Origin of the sequence: Fluviispira vulneris, from assembly GCF_014281055.1 — a bacterium.
Classification (GTDB): Bacteria; Bdellovibrionota_B; Oligoflexia; order Silvanigrellales; family Silvanigrellaceae; genus Silvanigrella; species Silvanigrella vulneris.
On sequence record NZ_JACRSE010000006.1, the window covers coordinates 230634 to 249102 of the forward strand.

The 18469-nt window shown below is 34.0% G+C and carries 16 protein-coding genes; 6 read left to right on the top strand and 10 right to left on the bottom strand.

Translation table 11 applies throughout. The features are described from left to right. Positions 1-75: 75 nt before the first annotated feature. Positions 76-1974, bottom strand: a complete 1899-nt coding sequence (locus tag H7355_RS14595; RefSeq protein WP_186649159.1) for a DUF6311 domain-containing protein — start codon at positions 1972-1974, stop codon at positions 76-78. A gap of 151 nt (positions 1975-2125) precedes the next feature. Between H7355_RS14595 and H7355_RS14600 the strand changes: the two genes are divergently transcribed. Together H7355_RS14600 and H7355_RS14605 are read left to right on the top strand one after the other, a co-directional pair. Then, positions 2126-2905 carry a hypothetical protein gene (locus tag H7355_RS14600; RefSeq protein WP_186649162.1) on the top strand — a complete coding sequence of 260 codons (780 nt, stop codon included), beginning with the start codon at positions 2126-2128 and terminating at the stop codon, positions 2903-2905. A gap of 46 nt (positions 2906-2951) precedes the next feature. Beyond that, a complete protein-coding gene (locus H7355_RS14605; protein WP_186649166.1) occupies positions 2952-3215 on the top strand; it encodes a hypothetical protein in 264 nt (87 codons plus the stop codon). A gap of 3 nt (positions 3216-3218) precedes the next feature. Here the strand turns inward: H7355_RS14605 and H7355_RS14610 are convergent, their stop codons facing one another. After that, entirely contained in the window at positions 3219-4358 is a 1140-nt protein-coding gene (locus H7355_RS14610; RefSeq protein ID WP_186649168.1) for a methyl-accepting chemotaxis protein, read from the bottom strand. 8 nt (positions 4359-4366) lie between these two features. Further along, positions 4367-5521 carry a methyl-accepting chemotaxis protein gene (locus H7355_RS14615; protein WP_186649171.1) on the bottom strand — a complete coding sequence of 385 codons (1155 nt, stop codon included), beginning with the start codon at positions 5519-5521 and terminating at the stop codon, positions 4367-4369. A gap of 139 nt (positions 5522-5660) precedes the next feature. Here H7355_RS14615 and H7355_RS14620 point away from each other — a divergent pair, with 139 nt between their 5' ends. Beyond that, positions 5661-6005: a MazG-like family protein gene (locus H7355_RS14620; protein ID WP_186649174.1), complete on the top strand. Its 345-nt coding sequence runs from the start codon at positions 5661-5663 to the stop codon at positions 6003-6005. 1 nt (position 6006) lies between these two features. On the opposite strand, the gene H7355_RS14625 is transcribed toward H7355_RS14620, so the two are convergent. From H7355_RS14625 to H7355_RS14635, 3 genes are all read right to left on the bottom strand, one after another. Continuing rightward, on the bottom strand, positions 6007-7005 hold the full coding sequence (locus tag H7355_RS14625) for a diacylglycerol/lipid kinase family protein (protein ID WP_186649189.1): 999 nt from the start codon (positions 7003-7005) through the stop codon (positions 6007-6009). A gap of 3 nt (positions 7006-7008) precedes the next feature. After that, complete coding sequence (locus H7355_RS14630; protein ID WP_186649192.1) at positions 7009-8574, bottom strand: pyruvate kinase; 1566 nt, start codon at positions 8572-8574, stop codon at positions 7009-7011. 111 nt (positions 8575-8685) lie between these two features. Beyond that, complete coding sequence (locus H7355_RS14635) at positions 8686-9177, bottom strand: Fur family transcriptional regulator (RefSeq protein ID WP_130607269.1); 492 nt, start codon at positions 9175-9177, stop codon at positions 8686-8688. An 89-nt stretch (positions 9178-9266) separates the two neighbouring features. Between H7355_RS14635 and H7355_RS14640 the strand changes: the two genes are divergently transcribed. Then, a complete protein-coding gene (locus tag H7355_RS14640; RefSeq protein WP_186649196.1) occupies positions 9267-11297 on the top strand; it encodes a carboxy terminal-processing peptidase in 2031 nt (676 codons plus the stop codon). Positions 11298-11375: 78 nt separating this feature from the next. Beyond that, positions 11376-13481, top strand: a complete 2106-nt coding sequence (locus H7355_RS14645; protein ID WP_186649199.1) for an ABC-F family ATP-binding cassette domain-containing protein — start codon at positions 11376-11378, stop codon at positions 13479-13481. Here H7355_RS14645 and H7355_RS14650 read toward each other — a convergent pair. The 4 genes from H7355_RS14650 to H7355_RS14665 form a co-directional block, all read right to left on the bottom strand. Continuing rightward, positions 13461-14474, bottom strand: coding sequence for a TatD family hydrolase (locus H7355_RS14650; RefSeq protein WP_186649217.1), 1014 nt, complete (start codon positions 14472-14474; stop codon positions 13461-13463). The genes H7355_RS14645 and H7355_RS14650 overlap by 21 nt on opposite strands. Further along, entirely contained in the window at positions 14390-14830 is a 441-nt protein-coding gene (locus H7355_RS14655; protein WP_186649234.1) for a Fur family transcriptional regulator, read from the bottom strand. The genes H7355_RS14650 and H7355_RS14655 overlap by 85 nt, the downstream gene beginning before the upstream one ends. A 100-nt stretch (positions 14831-14930) precedes the next feature. Next, complete coding sequence (locus H7355_RS14660; RefSeq protein WP_186649237.1) at positions 14931-15590, bottom strand: trimeric intracellular cation channel family protein; 660 nt, start codon at positions 15588-15590, stop codon at positions 14931-14933. A gap of 49 nt (positions 15591-15639) precedes the next feature. Further along, positions 15640-17046 (bottom strand): chloride channel protein, encoded by a 1407-nt coding sequence (locus H7355_RS14665; protein ID WP_186649240.1) that lies wholly within the window; start codon positions 17044-17046, stop codon positions 15640-15642. Between the two features lie 148 nt (positions 17047-17194). Between H7355_RS14665 and H7355_RS14670 the strand changes: the two genes are divergently transcribed. Next, a complete protein-coding gene (locus H7355_RS14670) occupies positions 17195-18463 on the top strand; it encodes a cysteine desulfurase family protein (protein WP_186649243.1) in 1269 nt (422 codons plus the stop codon). The last annotated feature ends 6 nt before the right edge of the window (positions 18464-18469 follow it).

Genomic DNA, 18469 nt, shown 5'->3' on the forward strand with positions numbered 1-18469 from the left:
AAAACCTTTCTTAGATTTTTTAATAACTTTCGCAATAAAATTCCAGTAAATTAAAATAACTTCTAAATAAAAGTTTTAGCCTTTCAATTTACACGCATAAAATTCCTGAATAATCTCACAATTAAAGTTGTTTTTATTTGGACTAGTTTGAAAAATTTTCATCTCATTTTTAAATACCACATAAACAGTGTCTTTAGGTATATAACCACTCATGATATTATTATATGTATTTTTGTCATTTTCGATGCTTCGAGATGAATTCGTTCGAGCAAAGTAACCAATATTCGTTGAATAATTATTTTTCTTAGACAATAACCAGAAATCTTCATATAAATAATCACGATTTGGATAGAAAATAAGTTTATTTTTATCTTTGCCCATAAATTTTTCCCAAATAGAAAAATCTCGTTTAATAGTAAAATCTTGGACATAATTAAGAGGCAATCGCTTATATGACGGGTAAAGATCAACAAGTTGAATCATAAGAGCTATAATAAATAGAAAATATTTTTTATAAATTGACCTTTCACGATAAATCAATGCCAATAAAGTAAATATAACTATAAAATAATAGGCTGGCCATATGAATCGCCCGACGGAACGAAATATTGCAAAAAGATGATCAATAAACAAGGGTCTAGGCAGATATATAAGAATGATATGGCCAAACTTAAAATTAAAACCTGTTGCTATGATCGCTAAAATCCCTATTATCCATAATAATGGTTTATTTTCCTTTGTGAAAATAAGCTTATTTTTCGGCCAATTTTCAAAAAGTAGAACTGTTAAAATCATTATTATACCTAGTCCCAAGTAAGCGGAGCCCTCATAATCCCCCCCTCCTGCTGATAAAGGTAATAACAATGCTGAATGCCCAAAGGAATTTATAAAAGTATTTAGATTAGATAGATATAGAGATGTTCCTGAATAACTTCCACCTAATTGGAAATAACCTATTACATACCAAGTTAGAACTAGAAGAAATAGAGTGAATAAAAATAAAAATGATAAATATTTTATAAACTTTCTATTGTCTAAATAAATTTTTAGAAATAGGGCAAACTGAAGCGCAATCAATATAAAAGTCTGATAAGGATGAAGCCATCCTGTGAGAAAAACAATGATTGAATGCCATATTACTTTTGACTTTACACTTATATTTTTTGAGAAATATAGATAAAAGCTTGCAAGAATTAACCAATGAGCATTGAGGTTGACATGAACAACCCTATTTAAAAGCACAGTTGAAAATATTAAAAAAGGCACAGCTAGTAGTTTAAATTTTAATTTGCATTGGATATTTTTAAAAATCAACGCTGCAAAAATTCCCTGCAAAATATAGCTTATAAAATACCAAATTCCTATATATTGAAAATTACCTGGTAGATATTTACTAAAAACCTTAAAAATGAGGGCAAATAAAATAATTGGATCGGAATATGCAATGGAAATACCATCCGGATAATTAATAGTATGAATCAAACCAAGAGGAAAATCCCAGGGAGAATCTCTAAACATGTGCCAGCTTAAATAATTAAGAATGACATCTTTATCGATATTTCTTACCCATTCAATACGTGTCGGATCTAAAATATTAAAAGAAAATCTACAATTAAATAAAAAAACAGATAGAGCGATTGAATAAAAAATAAGGATTACCCAACTCGTTCTCCTTGACAAACTTTCAAATTTTTCATTTATTATTCGAATTAATTTAAATAATTTGTCTATAAATAAAAAAAATATACAAGCTATAAACCCTAAGAATGGTAATAAGTAAAGCCTTTGTTCTTTATAAATACATGAATTTGAATTTCTGCCTTGGGTGCAATTAAAATTAATCCAATCTAATTGATAATAGTAAATGACATAACTACAAAGAAAAGCCACAAGTAAAAAGATAAAAAGAAGAATTTTGTTTTTTCTCACTTTTGCAAAATAAGAAAAAAACTTAAGATCTTCAAAATAAGCCATTTGAAACCCCTCCTCAAAATTATGCTTAATTATTTTTCATGATTTCAATTTCATTTTGATAGTAATCGATGTAAAATACGCAAAATGAAAAAGAGCAAGTGGCTTAAGTTCATTTTTCACTGTTATTCATTTTCATGAAAGAGAACATCAAATGCGTCGCATTATAACATTTATTTTAGCAACTCCTGTGGTCTTAATCAGTTGTACAGACAATTCACCTCCAAAAGTTCCACAGATATCAGCTGCTTCCTGTCCGCTTGAATCCATGCAAGTTCAATCTGTTTCTTATAATGAAGAAAAAGGAAGATACTCAATTTTCCACACTTATGCAAAGGGTGGCGAGAAAATTAAAAATCCCTTGCAAGTTGAAAATATTCAGATGGCACAAATTTCTAAACCTCAAGGTGAAACTTCTGACTTTGCTCGTTTGACTTTCAGTAAGGAAAATGGCTCCTGTGAACCTATTTTAGAAATGACACAAGGATTTAAAATTGAACTTGCTGCTGCTCCTAAAATTGTCAACGGCTCTGGTGAAGGCGGCAATGGTTCTCATTCTGGATCTGGTGGAAGCTCATGGGCTCCATTTTTAATGGGAGCACTTGTTGGTAATGCTATCTCATCTGCTATGCAGCCACGCATGGCACCTGCATATTATCTTCCACCGCCCGCTAGCTCAGCAGGAGCAAATGGAGTCGTAACGGGTGGTGTGTCAGCCAAAACACCCGAAGAACTAAATAAAAAGTATGAGTCCACTTACAATAAACCTGCTAAAAAAGGATTCTTTTCTAAGAAAACGGAAACAGCAAATGATGCCAATAAAAAAGGCTTTTTTTCGCGAAAGAAAAACGACGGTTTTTCTAATAACGATTCTCCCAAAAAGAAGAGCTTCTTTTCTGGCTCAAGAGGTTCTGGTGGTTCTAGAAGAAGATAAAAATCGTGTTTAAATGTTTTAATTTTACTTATTCAAAGGAGATTATATGACTGGATTCTTTGCTGGCGTTGTTAGAAAAAAATATACTTTATTTTGTGTTGCTCCAGATGGTTCACAAGTTGAAATTATCTCTTGCTATGACCAGACTGCTGCTAAAACAAGTAAACAAGCAACAGAGAAAATTCTTGAACTTATGGCGGATAGCTTTGAAATGGAAGATGACTTCACAGTTAAAATCGTTGAATCCATGGAATCTGCAGATGATATTCCACTAACTGAAGTCAAAGAAAAAAAAGAACACGTCCAATAATATTTAATAGCCCAATTGCTGCAATATTCTTTTAACTTCACTTGCTCTATTTTCTTTCATACGTAAAGCAGCCATTGGGCCTGAAACGACTCTCTGAATTTCTTCTGAAAGCTCAAATAGCATTAAATTCACATCAACTAATTGCTTGATAGAAATATCACTTTTCGCTAATATTTTATTATTCGCATGAATGGCTTCTGTAACTTGTGCTAAAATTTCAGAAGCATTTTTTATCACTCCCTGCTGCAATGCAGTGCCTTCATTGATAATTTGTACTTGTTCTTTTAAAACAGCCACACCTTCTTTTATATGCTCATATGCTGAGAAAGCCTGTAAACTAACAACTTCACCTTCTTTAATTCTTTCATTCATTGTGCGAATAATTTGTGTTACTTTCATAGAGCTTTCATTTAAAAGATCTTTAATTTGTTTTGCAGATTTCCCACTTGTCCGCGCTAAACTTTCCACTTCCTCTGACACGACAGAAAACCCTTTTCCATATTCACCTGCCCTTGCGGCTTCAATTGAAGCATTCATCGCTAACAATTCCGTTTTAGCCACGATATCTGCTATAACGGCTGACTTCAATCCGATTTGGCTGATTATTTGCACCATTTTATCCATATCTTCTGAAGCGTTTTTAATAACTTCAATAGAAGAGCTCAATTTTTTCATAATTTCGCTACCAGCTTCAACTCTTCGCTCAGTGGTTTCAGTTATTGCTTTGCAGTCGTTTATTTGCTCATTTGTTCTCCCTATCATTTGCGTAATTTCTGCAATAGCTGCAGCCGTTTGATTTATCAAATCAAATTGATGATCAAATGATTTTTCAATATTCTTTCTTGGATATTCAAATTCATCACTGATTTCGTGACTTTTTTGAATATATGTTTGAAAAAGACTCCCAACAATAAACGATCTTTGTTGATTTTTTTTGAGTTTTTGCGATAAAATTAATTGAAAAAAAAGTATCAATGAAATAATTGCCACAACATGGTAATAAAAAATACTCCTGTCGCCCAAAAAATAAACAAAAAGAAGCGTAATAAAAGCAACAATAAAATTAGTTATCGCTAATAAAAAAGTTATCTTATCTTTAAAACCTGATTTATTTTGATTGTCCAGTAAAATCTTTTTGTCCATAATTCCTCTTAATTTTTTGTTTCCTTTTTCACTTCAAGATCAACTGCAATTTCAGGATTATCTCCAGTCGTTTTTTTAACCTTTTTTTCTTTTATTATTTTTTTAGCTTTCCCAAGCCAATAGTCATCTATTGTCATTGCTATTTCAAAGATATTTTTAAAATTAGTTTCGTTTGATTTAAATATTTTAATGAGACTCACTGTGTCTTTAATATTTTTCTTTAAAATATTGCGAATTTCTTCGGAACCTTGATTGACTTGATCGATTCCTACTTTTTGCTCCCAGGTAGCAGCACGAATATTCTCTGATCGACTTGAAATTCCAAACATTTCTGTTTTTATTTCAGAAAAGAGTTTTAATGCATCATTGCTCGCAACTTTACCGACATCAACTCTGGCTTGATTTGCTTCTATGATCTCTAGAATCTGTTTTTGACTAACAGCAACAATATTTTCTATTTCTTTGGCTTCAATTCCACTATGTTTTGCTAAATTTCCAACTTCTTCAGCGACGACTGAAAATCCTTTTCCTGCCACCCCTGCACGCGCAGCCTCAATAGATGCATTTAAGGATAAAAGCTCTGTTGTAGAGACAATTGTGTGTATTGTCGAAGTGTCATCGCTTATTTTATTGATGAGGCTTGATATTTCAGTTAGGCCATCACGGGTTTTTTCAATAATAAGCATTGAAGATACCATTTTTTGCATTATTTCATTGCCTTCATTCACATCCCGAGTGACTTTATCTGACAAATCTTTAGTAGATTCAGAGTCTTTCGTAGTACTTACAAGCATAGTGGAAACATTTTCCATTAACTTCGAACTCTCTCTCAAATTGTCGAGCTGAGAGCCTGAGGTTTTGATAAAGTCAGTTAAATCTTTGCGGATATTCTCTAGACTTTCTTTCCCCTTCTCTGAAAATTGTTCCATTCGCAGAGAAAGTTCGGACATCCCATTCACAAATTCATTGATAAAAACGCGACTTAAAAAAACTGCAATCAATGAAATGAGACCGATTAATGAAAATAATATAATTTGATATGGATTTTGAATTGAATTTCTTAGAATAACTGCTATACAATATATTAAAATTACAAATATATTGCTTATGCATAGAATCCAAAGTTTATTTTTAATGGACAAACGCCAAGAAAATCGCTGCATCGTTCAACTTTCGCAATAACTTTTTATAGTACTTCTCATATTTAGAATCGGATCCATTTGTAAAAAAGAAAATTCCAAAGTAGGAAACTCTGTCAGGTGAGGTAAAATATTGGCGATGTTTGATAAAGGAGAAAATTGAATGAAAAGAATTTTAGAGCCAAACGCAAAAGGTCTTTATGAAATCCAAAACGAGTTTGATAAATATCAAAATGCAGCTTTTGCAGAACGCAGTCCGAGTTTTTTCTCGCTAGAACTTTGTGGTGAATGTGGAGAATTGGCAAATCTAGAAAAAAAGATTTGGAGAGACCCAGCAAAAGAAATAGATATGGCAAAGCTTTCTGATGAAGCTGCAGATGTTTTTATCGCTTTACTCAATTATTGTAATTCAAGAAAGATAAATTTAGAATTGTCTGTGCAAAATAAATTGAAACGAATTGAAGACAAACGCATAGCTGGTGAAATGGGGAAGACAAAATCAAATTAAATTATTCTCCTATAATCACATTTATTTTCTTTGATAACAATGAAAATTCCACTGGTGCCAAAAAAGGCTGTTCTCCATCACATTCTATAGGTATTATATTATTATCTATAGGAGATATTGTTATTTTTCTAGCTTCTCTTAAAAAAATATATTTCTCAAGACCTTTATAATTACCTTTGTAAAGATGACTTAATAGATAAATGGATTTTATTTTATTTATATTTTTTATTTGTATAATTTGAAAAAAACCACTTGTTAACTTTGAGTTTGGAGAAACCTCCATACCACCACCACAATATCGACCGTTGCAAATAAAAAGAACGCGGAGATCTAGAGGAAATGGAAGCTCATTATCATAAGCAATTTCAGCAACGAAATGATTGTCTTTAAGTAAAGTTTTTATTGCAGCAAATATATAGGAACCATTTTTTCCGAATTTTTTTGGTGATTGATTTACTCTTTGAACAACTTCTGCACTTGCACCAACACTGCCAATATTAATAAAATAACGAAACAATTTTTTTTCTTGCGAAGATATGCTTTCAATTTTTCCAATATCACAAGAAATAAATTTATTTCTTTTAATGATATTTAACGAGGTTTCTAAGCAATAAGGAATACCGAGAGTGCGAGCAAAATCACTACCTGTTCCCATTGGTAGACAAGCTAAACTCGGGATATAATTATCTGAATTATAATTCCCAACAAATTCACCTTGAATTTTATGTTTAAAATCTTGTAAATTCACGAGAGGATTATCTAATAATCCATTCACAACTTCATTGACAGTACCATCTCCACCTACAGCTACAACGGTTTTATAACCACATTTCTTAACAAAATAAGCATAAAATGAAGCATCACCTTTTTTTTCAGTATAAATCCAAGATACTTTCTGAAAAATAAGGTGAATAAGTGGAAGTACTTTTTTTTCCCAATTTAACCTAGTCTTACCTGAATTAGCATTGGGATTTACAATAAAAAAGACTGTCAAAGTCATCTATCAATCAATTTCTTGCAACGTAAATAAGTTAGAATTTCTTTCGGATACACTGGAAGCAGTTAAGGATACAAAAACAAATTTGTCACCTTTTTTAAAGCCAAAAGCGTTGACTAAGATATCTTTTGTTTCATTTAAAATACGTTCAACTTGTGAACGAGACTCAAGCACCATTCCTGTGACAGAACGTAACAAATTCAATTGACGCATGATTTTTTTGTTACAAGTGATTGCAATGATTTCGGTTGGTGTGCGCATAGATGAAAGCTTCATTGCGGTGTATCCACCTTCAGTGAAACAGACAATGGCACGGACATTTGCCTGTTGGGCTATACGAATAGCTCCATAAGTCACAGCGTCATCATCGCTAGGAATTTTGTCCATTTCGAATGAGTGCCATTTTGTTTCAACCCATGCTTCTGAGTTTACGAGAGTTTCTAACGAAACTTCTGCAACGAGATCGGCATTGGGTCCTTCGGTCACTTCATGGGAAAGAACGAGTGCATCGGAGCCATCTGCTGCTGCATTGGCCATGTCAGAAACTTCGGCACGGGTTGGGTTCGCATTCACCCGCATAGAGTGCATAAGTTCAGAAGCAATAATAATTGTTTTTGACATTCGATTGCAGCGATCCACCAAGTCTTTTTGTAAAATTGGCAAATTATGTGGATGTTCATCAATTCCGAGCTCAGAACGGCTTAAAAAGACACCATCAACGTGCTTAAGTAACATTGGTAAAAGTTCATAAGAACGCTTGGAATCTACTTTGAGTAAAAAACGTGGCGGCAATAATGCTTCAGTTTCAAGCACGTCTTTATTGATTGGAATGCTTGGATGTCTTTCAGAGAAAGGGGCATTTTCTCCTAATATACCTGCTTTGATTGCAAATAGTTCTTGTTCTGACTTAATTCCATCAACAATGACAAAATCCGCTAAATACGAAAAACCCGCTTTTAAAGTCTTTTCATCATCAGTTAATAATGGAAAAAGATCGCGCGACATATCTTGTGAGTGAACATCGACACCAGAAATGAGAGTGCCACCATTTTCAACTATACAACGCGCAGTCAATTCAGTTGTTGATTTATTTTTGATTTCTACTATCTGCAATTCTACAGAACCATAAGAAATATTTATAATTGAGCCTATTTTTAAAGTTGATAGCTGATCTTCTGAGGAAACTCGCACTTCGAATTGTTTAGATTGAGCATTGCTTTCTGTTGACATAGAAGCACATGCCGAGAAATCAACTAGAAATGAAATTTCGACTTCTACACCGTTCTCAAGAGTGATTTCTCCATTAGGTACTGACAAAAGAGCACGTCTTCCAACAAAACTTAATAAAAATGGAACTTTTCCGTCAGCTGGCTGTTTGTCTTCATTCGCAAGTAATTTGGTAATTTTTTCACGTAATTTGAAAATATTTGGATATGCAAGGCTAGAATATGTCATCCTGACAGCATTTAATTTATTTTTTACAATTGTGGAAGCTATGTGATCAATTCCTAATTTTTCACAACCGTTGTTAGTCACTGTCCAAATGAGTTTCGCCTTTGACTTTATCTTCATATCCGATTTCTTTCTCTAAAAAAAGTTTGGGAAATTAAAACGCAATCATTTTAATTCCCCCTTTAAAAGGTCTCGGAGAAAATAGAACTAGGATGGATAAAGATCAATTGACTATTTTGAATTTTTACGTTCACACTTGTCTAAGCCTAAACATTCCGCAAAAAGCTCCATTTTATGATGGATTAATTTATAGCCTAAATTTTTTGCAACCTCTTCTTGTCGCTTTTCAAGATCTGCGTCATAGAATTCGACTATTTCTCCACACTGTTTGCAGATAAGATGGTCATGGTGCTCATCTCCTTGATCGGCAAATTCAAAACTCGCTCTATCCCCCCCAAAATGCCGCTCAACCAAAATTTGTGAATCGGTCATCATTTTAAGAGTACGATATACAGTAGCTAGTCCGATTGAACTATCCGTCTTTTTCACTTCATTTGCGATGGTTTCTGCATCGACGTGGCGACCTGAAGCAAGAACAGCATCGAGAATAATTCTCCGCTGTCTTGTTTGGCGCAAGCCGAGCTGATTGAGATAGGACTCAAACACTTGATGTAAATGAGCTCTCTTTGGCAAAGAATCTCTTGGACTGCGGGCTGTCGTCATAAAATCTCACAAACAAACAAATTGACTAATGATTAACAAAAATTGACAATAAACAATACAACTTGTCTCTTAAACACAGGAAACTAAATATGCGTATAGTTGCAAAAACGTTCCTCGCATTTTTACTTTGTTGCCTTGCTTGGGAGTCAATTGCTCCAAAAATAGCTTACGGAGACAATTCGAAAAATGCAAGAATAATTGCATCTGTACTTTCATGCAGAGAAGTCAAATTACGAGTGAATGCAATGCTCGATCTCCATTTTTTTTATACTGAGTTTAATGAAGATTTGTCAAAGAAAACATTTAAAAAAATATTTGATTTAATGGACCCATCGAAAGTATATTTTACAAAATCAGATATAAAATCCTTTTCTCATCTTGAAAACTCGATAAATAAAAAAATTGAAAATAATAATTGTGATTTTCTTTTCGAAATATATAGTCTTTTTTTGAAAAGAGTCGGTGAACGAATTGAAAAAGCAAGGTTTTTTTTAGCTAAACCGCTCGACTTCTCCAAACCTGAATATATCCCAAGTGGAAAAATAGATTGGAGTGCAAGTACAAGTGAAGCTGATGAAAGGATGAAAAAAAGAATTAAAATCCAATATTTATCTTCAGAAAATTTTGAAGATGACGGTGCTAAAATTCGGGAAAGACTTTTAAAGAGTTATTTAAAATTAGAAAAAAAATACAAAGATTTCGATGATGATAAAATTTATTCTTTACTTTTAAATAGTATTGCACTTGCAATGGATCCTCATTCAGCACATATGCTACCGGCGGATCACGATTCATTTGTAATTCATATCAGCAATAAACTTGAAGGAATTGGTGCACAATTGCAAGAAAAAGATGGATATATTGTTGTGAAATCACTTGTTCAAGGAGGGGTTGCACAGAAAGATGGAAGACTCAAAGCAAAAGATAGAATCATTGCAATTGATCCAGGCAATGGCACGGGTCTTAAAGATTTAAGTGATCTAGATGTTGAACAAACTGTTAATTTAGTTCGAGGAAATAAAGGGACCAGCGTTCGTCTGGTTGTTTTAAGAAAAACACAAAAGGGGAATGAAAGATTAAATATTGTACTTGTACGAGATGAAATAGATTTAAAAGATGATGAAGTAAAAACAAAAGTTGTTGAAAATGGAAATAAAAAAATAGGTGTGATTAAAATATCTACATTTTATACAGATCTTAAATGCAAAGTTAAAATATTTTCTCAATGCCATGGTGTAAGTTACGATGTTGAACAAGGATTAAAAAAACTTCTTGCAAAAGGCGTTGACGGAATTCTGATCGATTTGCGCAACAATGGAGGAGGAGATTTTCCAGAAAGTATTCGTCTAACTGGCTTATTTGTACCAAGTGGAACAGCTGTGCAAACATTGGACCGCAATCAAGTCATAAAGAAACAACAGATCAGTGAAGCAAGTTGGCTTTATAAGGGACCACTGATTGTCCTCATTAATAAATACAGCGCATCCGCTTCAGAAATATTTGCAGGGGCTATTCAAGACTTTTCTCGTGGAATTATTGTTGGAAATAAAAGCACCTACGGTAAAGCAAGCGTGCAAGTTGTACAAGAAATTCCTGGAAGCCAAGGACGAAGAAGCGATGGAGCTCTTAAAGTAACACAGAGCAAATTTTACCGCCCGAGCGGAAAAAGTAACCAAATAATCGGAGTACAATCTGATATAATTATTCCTGATATGCTTGATGCATATGAAATTGGTGAAGATCAATTGGATTATGCATTGCCTCTTGATAGCATTCCACCAGCTAAAAATTTTAGACCATTACTTAATTTAACCGGATTGATTGGAAAATTAAAAGTATCGAGTCAAGAACGAATTTTAAAAAATACAAAATATCGAGAAATTATTGCTAAAATTGAAAAATACAACAAAGAAAAAAAACAACCCATGCTGCTTTCAAAAGATTATGCAAAGTCATTAGAAGAAAGGGAAAATCCAAGAGATATGAAAGAGAAAGAAGGTGACAGTGGCGATGAAATCGTTTTACAAAATGACTTGCTTATGCAAGAAGCATTAAATATCGCAAGTGACTCAATAAAATTAACAGAAAATAATTCATTATGGATTGGCATGGGGAATTAACATAAAAAATAAACTCTTTCTGTTTTGACAAAATTATGCTTTGTTTAAAGCGTATGTTTCTACATTTGGAGTTTATTCATGTCATCTGCACCCTATTTAAGCTGTTACAACCTATCAACGAGTTATGGATCTACCCAATTATTCAACAATCTTTCCTTTACGGTTCATCCTGGGGAAAGATGGGGAATTGTGGGGCCCAATGGGGCAGGAAAATCAACTTTATTCCGACTTATAACAGGCACTCAAGATGCAGATACAGGTTCCATCTCCATTCGCAATGGGATTCGAGTGGCAATTGTCAATCAGAAATATTCCTTTGACATTGAAAAAACTGTCGAAGAAATTCTAAGAGATTCTCTTCCAGAAGAATATGATCTCGACCTCCAAATTAAAAAAATTGAAGAAGAAATAGATAAACATTCCCTTCTAGCTGAAGAAAACCCAGACATAACCAGTGACCTCCAATGGGGTGAAAAACTAAGTGATTTAAATGACAAACTTATAAATATCTCAGGCGTCGGCACGGACAATGTTATATTAAGTGCACTTAAAGCTGGTAAACTCCTCTCATTACGTGATCGTCGGTTCAAAAATTTATCCGGTGGCCAGCAAAAATGCGTGCAAATCGTTTCTGCTCTCTTAAAAAACCCACAACTTATACTTCTCGACGAACCAACGAACCACTTAGATGTACAAACTGTCGATTGGCTAGAAGAGTTTTTACTTGAAGTTGTTGAACAGGGAGTTGGGCTCTTTGGCTTTAAACCAAAAAATGAATCAACCGAACCCGTTGCTTTTGTGATTATTTCCCATGACCGTGCTCTTCTCGATACCTTAGTAAATAAAATTCTAGAAATTGAGGCTGGGGAATCTAAACAATATGATGGCAATTATGAAGCTTATAGCCAACTTAAACTTGAAAATGAAATTGTTGAGCAAAAAACCCGCTCGAAAATGGCTAACCTCATGCGTCGAGAATTGGCTTGGTTGCGCACAGGCGCTAAAGCCAGAACAACGAAACAGAAATCGCGTATAGATAGAGCACTGGCACTGGATAAAACATTAAATGCAAAGAATCAAAAAGCCAATTTACCTAAAAATGCTGAAATGAATTTCGATGCCCTAATGACAGATGAGCAAAGGAATAATGAAGATAATATTATTCCGGTGGTAAGAAATTTAGGTGAACAAGAACTTGTCCGCTTTAAAAATGTGTCCATAAAACATCCAGCAGCGGCAGATGACAATCACTTTGTTTTTCAAAATTTAGAATTTGTAATCAAACCTAAAATGCGCATTGCTCTTTTGGGACCAAATGGCTGCGGCAAATCAACCTTAATGAATTTAGTCGTGAACCAAATAAAACCAGATCTTGGTGAAATCACTTATCATGAGCTTGTGAAAATATCTCACTTCGATCAACAAAGACAAAAACTCGATCCCAATGAAACAGTCCGCTCAACCATTGCACCGGAAGGTGAATATGTGCATTTTGCTGGTAAATATATGCATATTATGAGCTATTTGGATCGTTTTCTATTTTTTAAATTTGACGCCAATCGAAAAGTTGGAGAACTCTCTGGTGGAGAACAAGCTCGACTCTTGCTTGCCAAACTTATGCTTGAACAAGGCAATTTATTGATCCTTGACGAACCGACCAATGATCTTGATATATCGACCCTGCAAGTGCTTGAAAAAAATCTGTGCGATTTCCAAGGTGGTGTTTTATTTACGAGTCATGATCGTTACTTTGTTCAACGGGTTGCCACTGGGTTATTTACCTTTTTAGGTGAGAAAAATAAAAATGGCATCCGCACCGGTGAGTGGCTTATGTTACCCGATCTGGATCAAGCGCTTGAGTCCATGGAAAAATACAAAGAAATAGACCCTAACAAAAAGCCAACTGAGAAAGCACCACTTGAGGTTGAAAATAAAAATGCAAATTCTCAAACAAAAAAAGCAAAACTCAGTTTTAAGGAACAAAGAGAACTTGATGAAATCGAAAAAAAGATCGAAAATCTTGAAGCAAATATTGAGCAATTAGCACAGAAATTAGAAAATGCATATGCAAATAATTTACCATATAACGAAACAGCTTTAATTTCGTCTGAAATCCAAACAAAGCAAAGCGATCTTGATTTATGTTACTTAAAATGGGAAGAGTTATCTACCAAAAACTCCTAAAAAATTTAGAATATTTTTATTAGAATTTTTTATAAAATAATCCAAATCTGAATTTGCATATATAGCCAAAATTTCTGCAATATTTTTTAAATATTTTGGTTCATTTTTTTCTAATTTAGGTTGGTCGGGTAATTCTGGAGGCAAATCGGGAGAATCGGTTTCGAGCATAAGAAAATTAGGATCACATTGTAAAAAAGCATTACGATTTTTTACAGCTCTTTCCCAGGTAGGAACGCCACCAAATGAACAATATATAGACATTCGAGCTAAAGTTTTCATATCTTCAGCTGGGCCACTGAAGCAATGAACCATTATTTTTTTTACGCCCTTACTTTTTGCCCATTTAATTTTGTTAAGACAAAGACTCCAACTTCCTCTTAAATGCATAATAAGCGGCAAATTATATTGAACAGCAGCTTGCACACAAATTTCAAATGCAATATTTTGTAAAAAAATAATATCTTGTTTATTTAAATTCTTACACTTTTCGCTTTGCAAAATATCTTTAGAAAGGTCGAAGCCTGTTTCACCAATGGCCCAAATATAATTTATATTTTTATATAAAATTTCTTTGAATTTTTGAATATCGCTTTGAATATTTTCATTATGACAGCTACCATCCGCATTGAGCCATTTTTCATGCACTGACATAGGATGTAATCCATGCGCTAAAAAACAGATGAATTCATTATTTTTTAATGTATTTAATTGCTGTAAATCTTTTTTTAAAAATATTAAACTTTCAATAGAATTATTATCTTTTAAAGCTAAATGTTCAAGTGTGTCATTATTCCACACACCGGCGACTATTCCTGATTTAACAGAAGCTTCAAGTGCTAGCTCAATCGATTTTTTAATATCTTTTAGATAGTTTAAATGAAAATGCGCATCGATTAAATAAGGATTATTTATTTTGCAGAAATTTTCCCACGTAAAAATACTTCTACCCCCTGAACAGAAATATCTTTGGGCATAGCCAACGTCACCTGACATTCTTCAGGAGAAACATCGAAAAGTTTTCCTGTTGCGCTGTCTAAAAAATGAAAATGTTCTTCAACATTGGTATCATAAACGATTTTTCCGGTATGTGGTAATTTTAGCTCTTTTAAAAGGCCTGCTTGGACCAATATTTCAAGGGTATTATAAACTGTTGCACGACTGAGCTTTGGGAAGTTGAGGTCAGTCCAGTTTTTAATGTCTTCTGCAGTCGGGTGATCTGCTTCACATAAAATATATTTACAAATTGCAATCCTCTGGGCAGTTGCTGAAACACCCACATCATTTAACCGCTTTTCAATTTGCGCGGTCGTCATTGGACTTGATGTTTTTTGGCCTTGTTTTAAAATCATTTTATATTCCCCTTCACAGCCTGAGAGTATAAGAACTACAGGTTTCATGCAAGGAATTTTTAGACCCATTCTAAAAGACAGATGATTTTGGATAATCTTTTTAACTATTTGGCCTTGAAGTTGGTTTCCTCGTCATGGGAAACTTACGTTTGCGTATAGAAACTTCGCCGGCTCTTGGCAAATGCCAATTTTTCCACACAGAGATCATACGCATTGAAAAAATAAGAGGAATAACAATGAGATCTGGAATTCCTTCATTCATATAATTGCGCAGGACAAAATATAATATCCCTCCTAATAGAGCAAAACCTCCATAGATTTCATTTTGAAAAACATAAGGAACTCGATTGATAATCACATCACGTGTGATACCACCAAAACAAGCCGTGATAACGCCCATAAGAACACATTGATAGTTCGAAAGACCTGTTTGAATTCCCACTTTGACCCCAACTACAGTAAAGAAAGCAAGACCAAGAGCATCGAATAAAACAATAATTTTCTCGACATACTTATTTTGTATATTGAAAAAATAGACTAAAAAAGTGGCACACAAAGCAATAATCCAGTAAGCAGGCGTGTTAAATACAGTGGGGGGGGTTTTGCCAATTAGGACATCCCGCAGACACCCACCACCAAACCCTGCAATCACGGTCATGACAAAAATGCCAAAAAGATCCATTCTGCGTGAAGCAGCAATCGATGCACCACTGACACAAAAAGCAAAAGATCCACTGTAATCAAGAATTGCCAGCAACATAAAAATCCTTTAACCAATGAATAGCACGGTCAATAGAACAATAAAATAATCAATAAACATCATTTGGTTTTTGCTGTAAATCATTCTCAGTCTTTTTTGCATTCACCTCATCTAAAAAAGAAACTCCTTTTTTCTCAAGCTCTTTTGTCAGTATAGAATGCTGCATTAAAAATAAAGAAACAATATAAGAAGAAACGCAACCTGTGAGCACGGGTACGGCTGCCCAAAACTGATGGGTTGATTCCAAAGTGATAAACACAGAAGCAAGAAAAGCCCGGGTCACTCCGCAAAAAAGCGCTGCCATACCGACCAATGCAACCGTTTTTATGTCAAGATTAATTAAAGGAAAAAAATAAATTAAAATACCATATAAAGTAACACCTAATGCACTCCCCATCATAAATAATGGTGCTAAGGTACCAGCTGTTGTTCTACTACTCACTGCAATGAGCCAAGCTAAAAATTTTAAAATAAATAATAAAACAATAGAATTAGCAAGAATATGTCCGTTTAATATCTGTGTAATGGTTGAATAACCCGCTCCCAGTATTTTTGGTTCTAATAATCCAATAGCACCCACACCTATGCCACCGATTGCAGGCCACCACATCCAGTGTAAAGGAATTTTTGTATAATCATTTTCTAAATAATGCACACAATGAGTGATTCCAACTGCAATAATACCCGAAATAATACCGATAATAAAAAAACAAAATATTTCACTCGAAGCTGAAGGCAATGATACAGAAGACATTGGAAAAACGAGATCATCTCCAATGAATTTCATTCTTATAAATTCAGCCGCTATGACAGAAAGTGCTGCTGGTATTAGGGATCTTGCTTTAAATTCATATAACATTAATTCGACTGCTAAGAAAATGCCTCCTAATGGACTGCCAAATGCTGACGAAACAGCTCCTGCAACCCCCGCACTCAATAAAATTTTTCTTTCATAGGATGACGTTTTAATAAATTGACCAATTGTAGAACCAAGAATACCACCAGTTGCTATTATTGGACCTTCATCCCCAAAAGGACCACCAGAACCAACTGATACTGCTGCAGCAGTTGGTTTTAAAATCAATAATCTTTTAGAAATAATACTGTCATTCAGTAATATTTTTTCCATAGTTTCTGGAATACCATGACCATAAACTGCTGGGTTGATAAATCTTGCAATCAATCCAATAATAAGACCACCTATAATTGGCATAAAAAAAGCCCAGTAGCCTAAATGATGTTGTGCAGGTGATGCTTCTGTTAAAGAAAATTTTCCAAAATAAAATAAATTTGTCACAATATTTATGACAAGTTTTAAAGCTTCAGCAAGAAATCCAATAAAAATTCCGATTATTAGGCTCAAAAAGCAGAGAAAAAAATCACGTTTTTGAAAAAATGCTGACTTATGTACAAAATACTTTCCTCTGAAATAACGCATTTTTTCAATGTAAGTCATATAAGAAATCCTACTCAACAGCAAGAGGTTCTATTCATCAAAATCACCTACTCCTTTGGCAAAAAAAAAAGCAAACAACTTTGATTGCAAATTAATATTACACGAATTAGATTCAATTCTGTAGTATTGGAACAATATGGAATGGAATATGAATAAATTTATAGAAAACTTTGTTCTCCCCACAGAATGGATGAATTCAAGTCCACAAAAAATCGAATCTATTTCTTTTGGTGGAATAAAACTTCCTCAAAATACAATTTATCTTGATTTTGCCTCAAGCACACCGCTTGACAAAAGAATTTTAGAAAAAATGACACCTTGGATGCTTGGTTATTTTGCAAATTCCGCTAATAGATTGCATCCAATGGGAGAATTAACTGAACATGCTTTAGGTTGGGCTCGCACAACGTTAGCAAAAGTTTTTTCTGTTTCATTTGATGAAGTTATTTTTACCGGAAGCGCAACAGAAAGTAACAACTTATTTATAAGAGGGCTTGTCGAGAACCCCCATAGAAAGAGAAATAAAATTGTTTATTGTGCAACTGAGCATTCTAGTATTATTGTAACAGCAAATACTTTAAAAGCTCTTTCTAATAACATTCAAATTGCTGAATTACCTGTCGATGAATATGGACAAATAATTATTGAAATTGCTGAACGCATTATCGATGAAAATACATTATGTGTCTGTGTTATGGATGTAAATAACGAAACAGGTGTCAGACAGTTACAACTTGATAAAATCAGAAAAATTTCTTCAGATTGCGGAGCACTTCTCCATGTGGATGCCTCTCAAGGATTTGCCCGCAGTCAATTGATTGCTGAAGGTGTCGATTACGACTCCTTAACAATATCATCGGCAAAAATATATGGGCCAAAAGGAGCTGCAGCCCTTATTTTAAAAAGAAGAAAACCTAAAATAAAATTACAAGCGCAATTAACTGGAGGAGGCCATGAATTTGATCTGCGTTCAAGCACGCCAAATATTGCTGCAATCATGGGCTTTACGTATGCGTGTCTTTATCAACAACAAGAAACTAGAGAACGAATCAAGTATTACGAGTTTCTAGAAAATGCTTTTTGCGATGAATTAAATAAACACATACAAGTTAATTTTTATGCAAACAAAATGCAAAAGATTGCCGGGATATTGACAATCTCTTTTCAGGGCGTAAATGCTATGAAACTTTTAGAAGAAACAAAAACTGTCTGCGCCAGTGTCGGCAGTGCATGTAAAACCCTCCAAGCAACTGCGAGTCATGTACTTGTGGCTATGGGTGTAGAGCTTGAAAATACTTTAGCGAGTTTTCGAGTGAGTTTTGGTTTAACAAACTCTGAACAAGAGGTAAGAGAAGCGGCAAAATTACTTGCACAAACAGCTCATCAATTAAGAGAAAAATCTGCAACTCTTTTATAAGGATTA

Bases quoted from the DNA above. Each gene is read 5' to 3' on its own strand.
- H7355_RS14615 (WP_186649171.1), bottom strand. From the start codon at position 5,521: ATGCAGCGATTTTCTTGGCGTTTGTCCATTAAAAATAAACTTTGGATT.
- H7355_RS14665 (WP_186649240.1), bottom strand. From the start codon at position 17,046: ATGACTTACATTGAAAAAATGCGTTATTTCAGAGGAAAGTATTTTGTA.
- H7355_RS14610 (WP_186649168.1), bottom strand. From the start codon at position 4,358: ATGGACAAAAAGATTTTACTGGACAATCAAAATAAATCAGGTTTTAAA.
- H7355_RS14670 (WP_186649243.1), top strand. From the start codon at position 17,195: ATGAATAAATTTATAGAAAACTTTGTTCTCCCCACAGAATGGATGAAT.
- H7355_RS14600 (WP_186649162.1), top strand. From the start codon at position 2,126: ATGCGTCGCATTATAACATTTATTTTAGCAACTCCTGTGGTCTTAATC.
- H7355_RS14650 (WP_186649217.1), bottom strand. From the start codon at position 14,474: ATGTCAGGTGACGTTGGCTATGCCCAAAGATATTTCTGTTCAGGGGGT.
- H7355_RS14625 (WP_186649189.1), bottom strand. From the start codon at position 7,005: ATGACTTTGACAGTCTTTTTTATTGTAAATCCCAATGCTAATTCAGGT.
- H7355_RS14605 (WP_186649166.1), top strand. From the start codon at position 2,952: ATGACTGGATTCTTTGCTGGCGTTGTTAGAAAAAAATATACTTTATTT.
- H7355_RS14630 (WP_186649192.1), bottom strand. From the start codon at position 8,574: ATGAAGATAAAGTCAAAGGCGAAACTCATTTGGACAGTGACTAACAAC.
- H7355_RS14645 (WP_186649199.1), top strand. From the start codon at position 11,376: ATGTCATCTGCACCCTATTTAAGCTGTTACAACCTATCAACGAGTTAT.
- H7355_RS14620 (WP_186649174.1), top strand. From the start codon at position 5,661: ATGAAAAGAATTTTAGAGCCAAACGCAAAAGGTCTTTATGAAATCCAA.
- H7355_RS14640 (WP_186649196.1), top strand. From the start codon at position 9,267: ATGCGTATAGTTGCAAAAACGTTCCTCGCATTTTTACTTTGTTGCCTT.
- H7355_RS14635 (WP_130607269.1), bottom strand. From the start codon at position 9,177: ATGACGACAGCCCGCAGTCCAAGAGATTCTTTGCCAAAGAGAGCTCAT.
- H7355_RS14660 (WP_186649237.1), bottom strand. From the start codon at position 15,590: ATGTTGCTGGCAATTCTTGATTACAGTGGATCTTTTGCTTTTTGTGTC.
- H7355_RS14655 (WP_186649234.1), bottom strand. From the start codon at position 14,830: ATGATTTTAAAACAAGGCCAAAAAACATCAAGTCCAATGACGACCGCG.
- H7355_RS14595 (WP_186649159.1), bottom strand. From the start codon at position 1,974: ATGGCTTATTTTGAAGATCTTAAGTTTTTTTCTTATTTTGCAAAAGTG.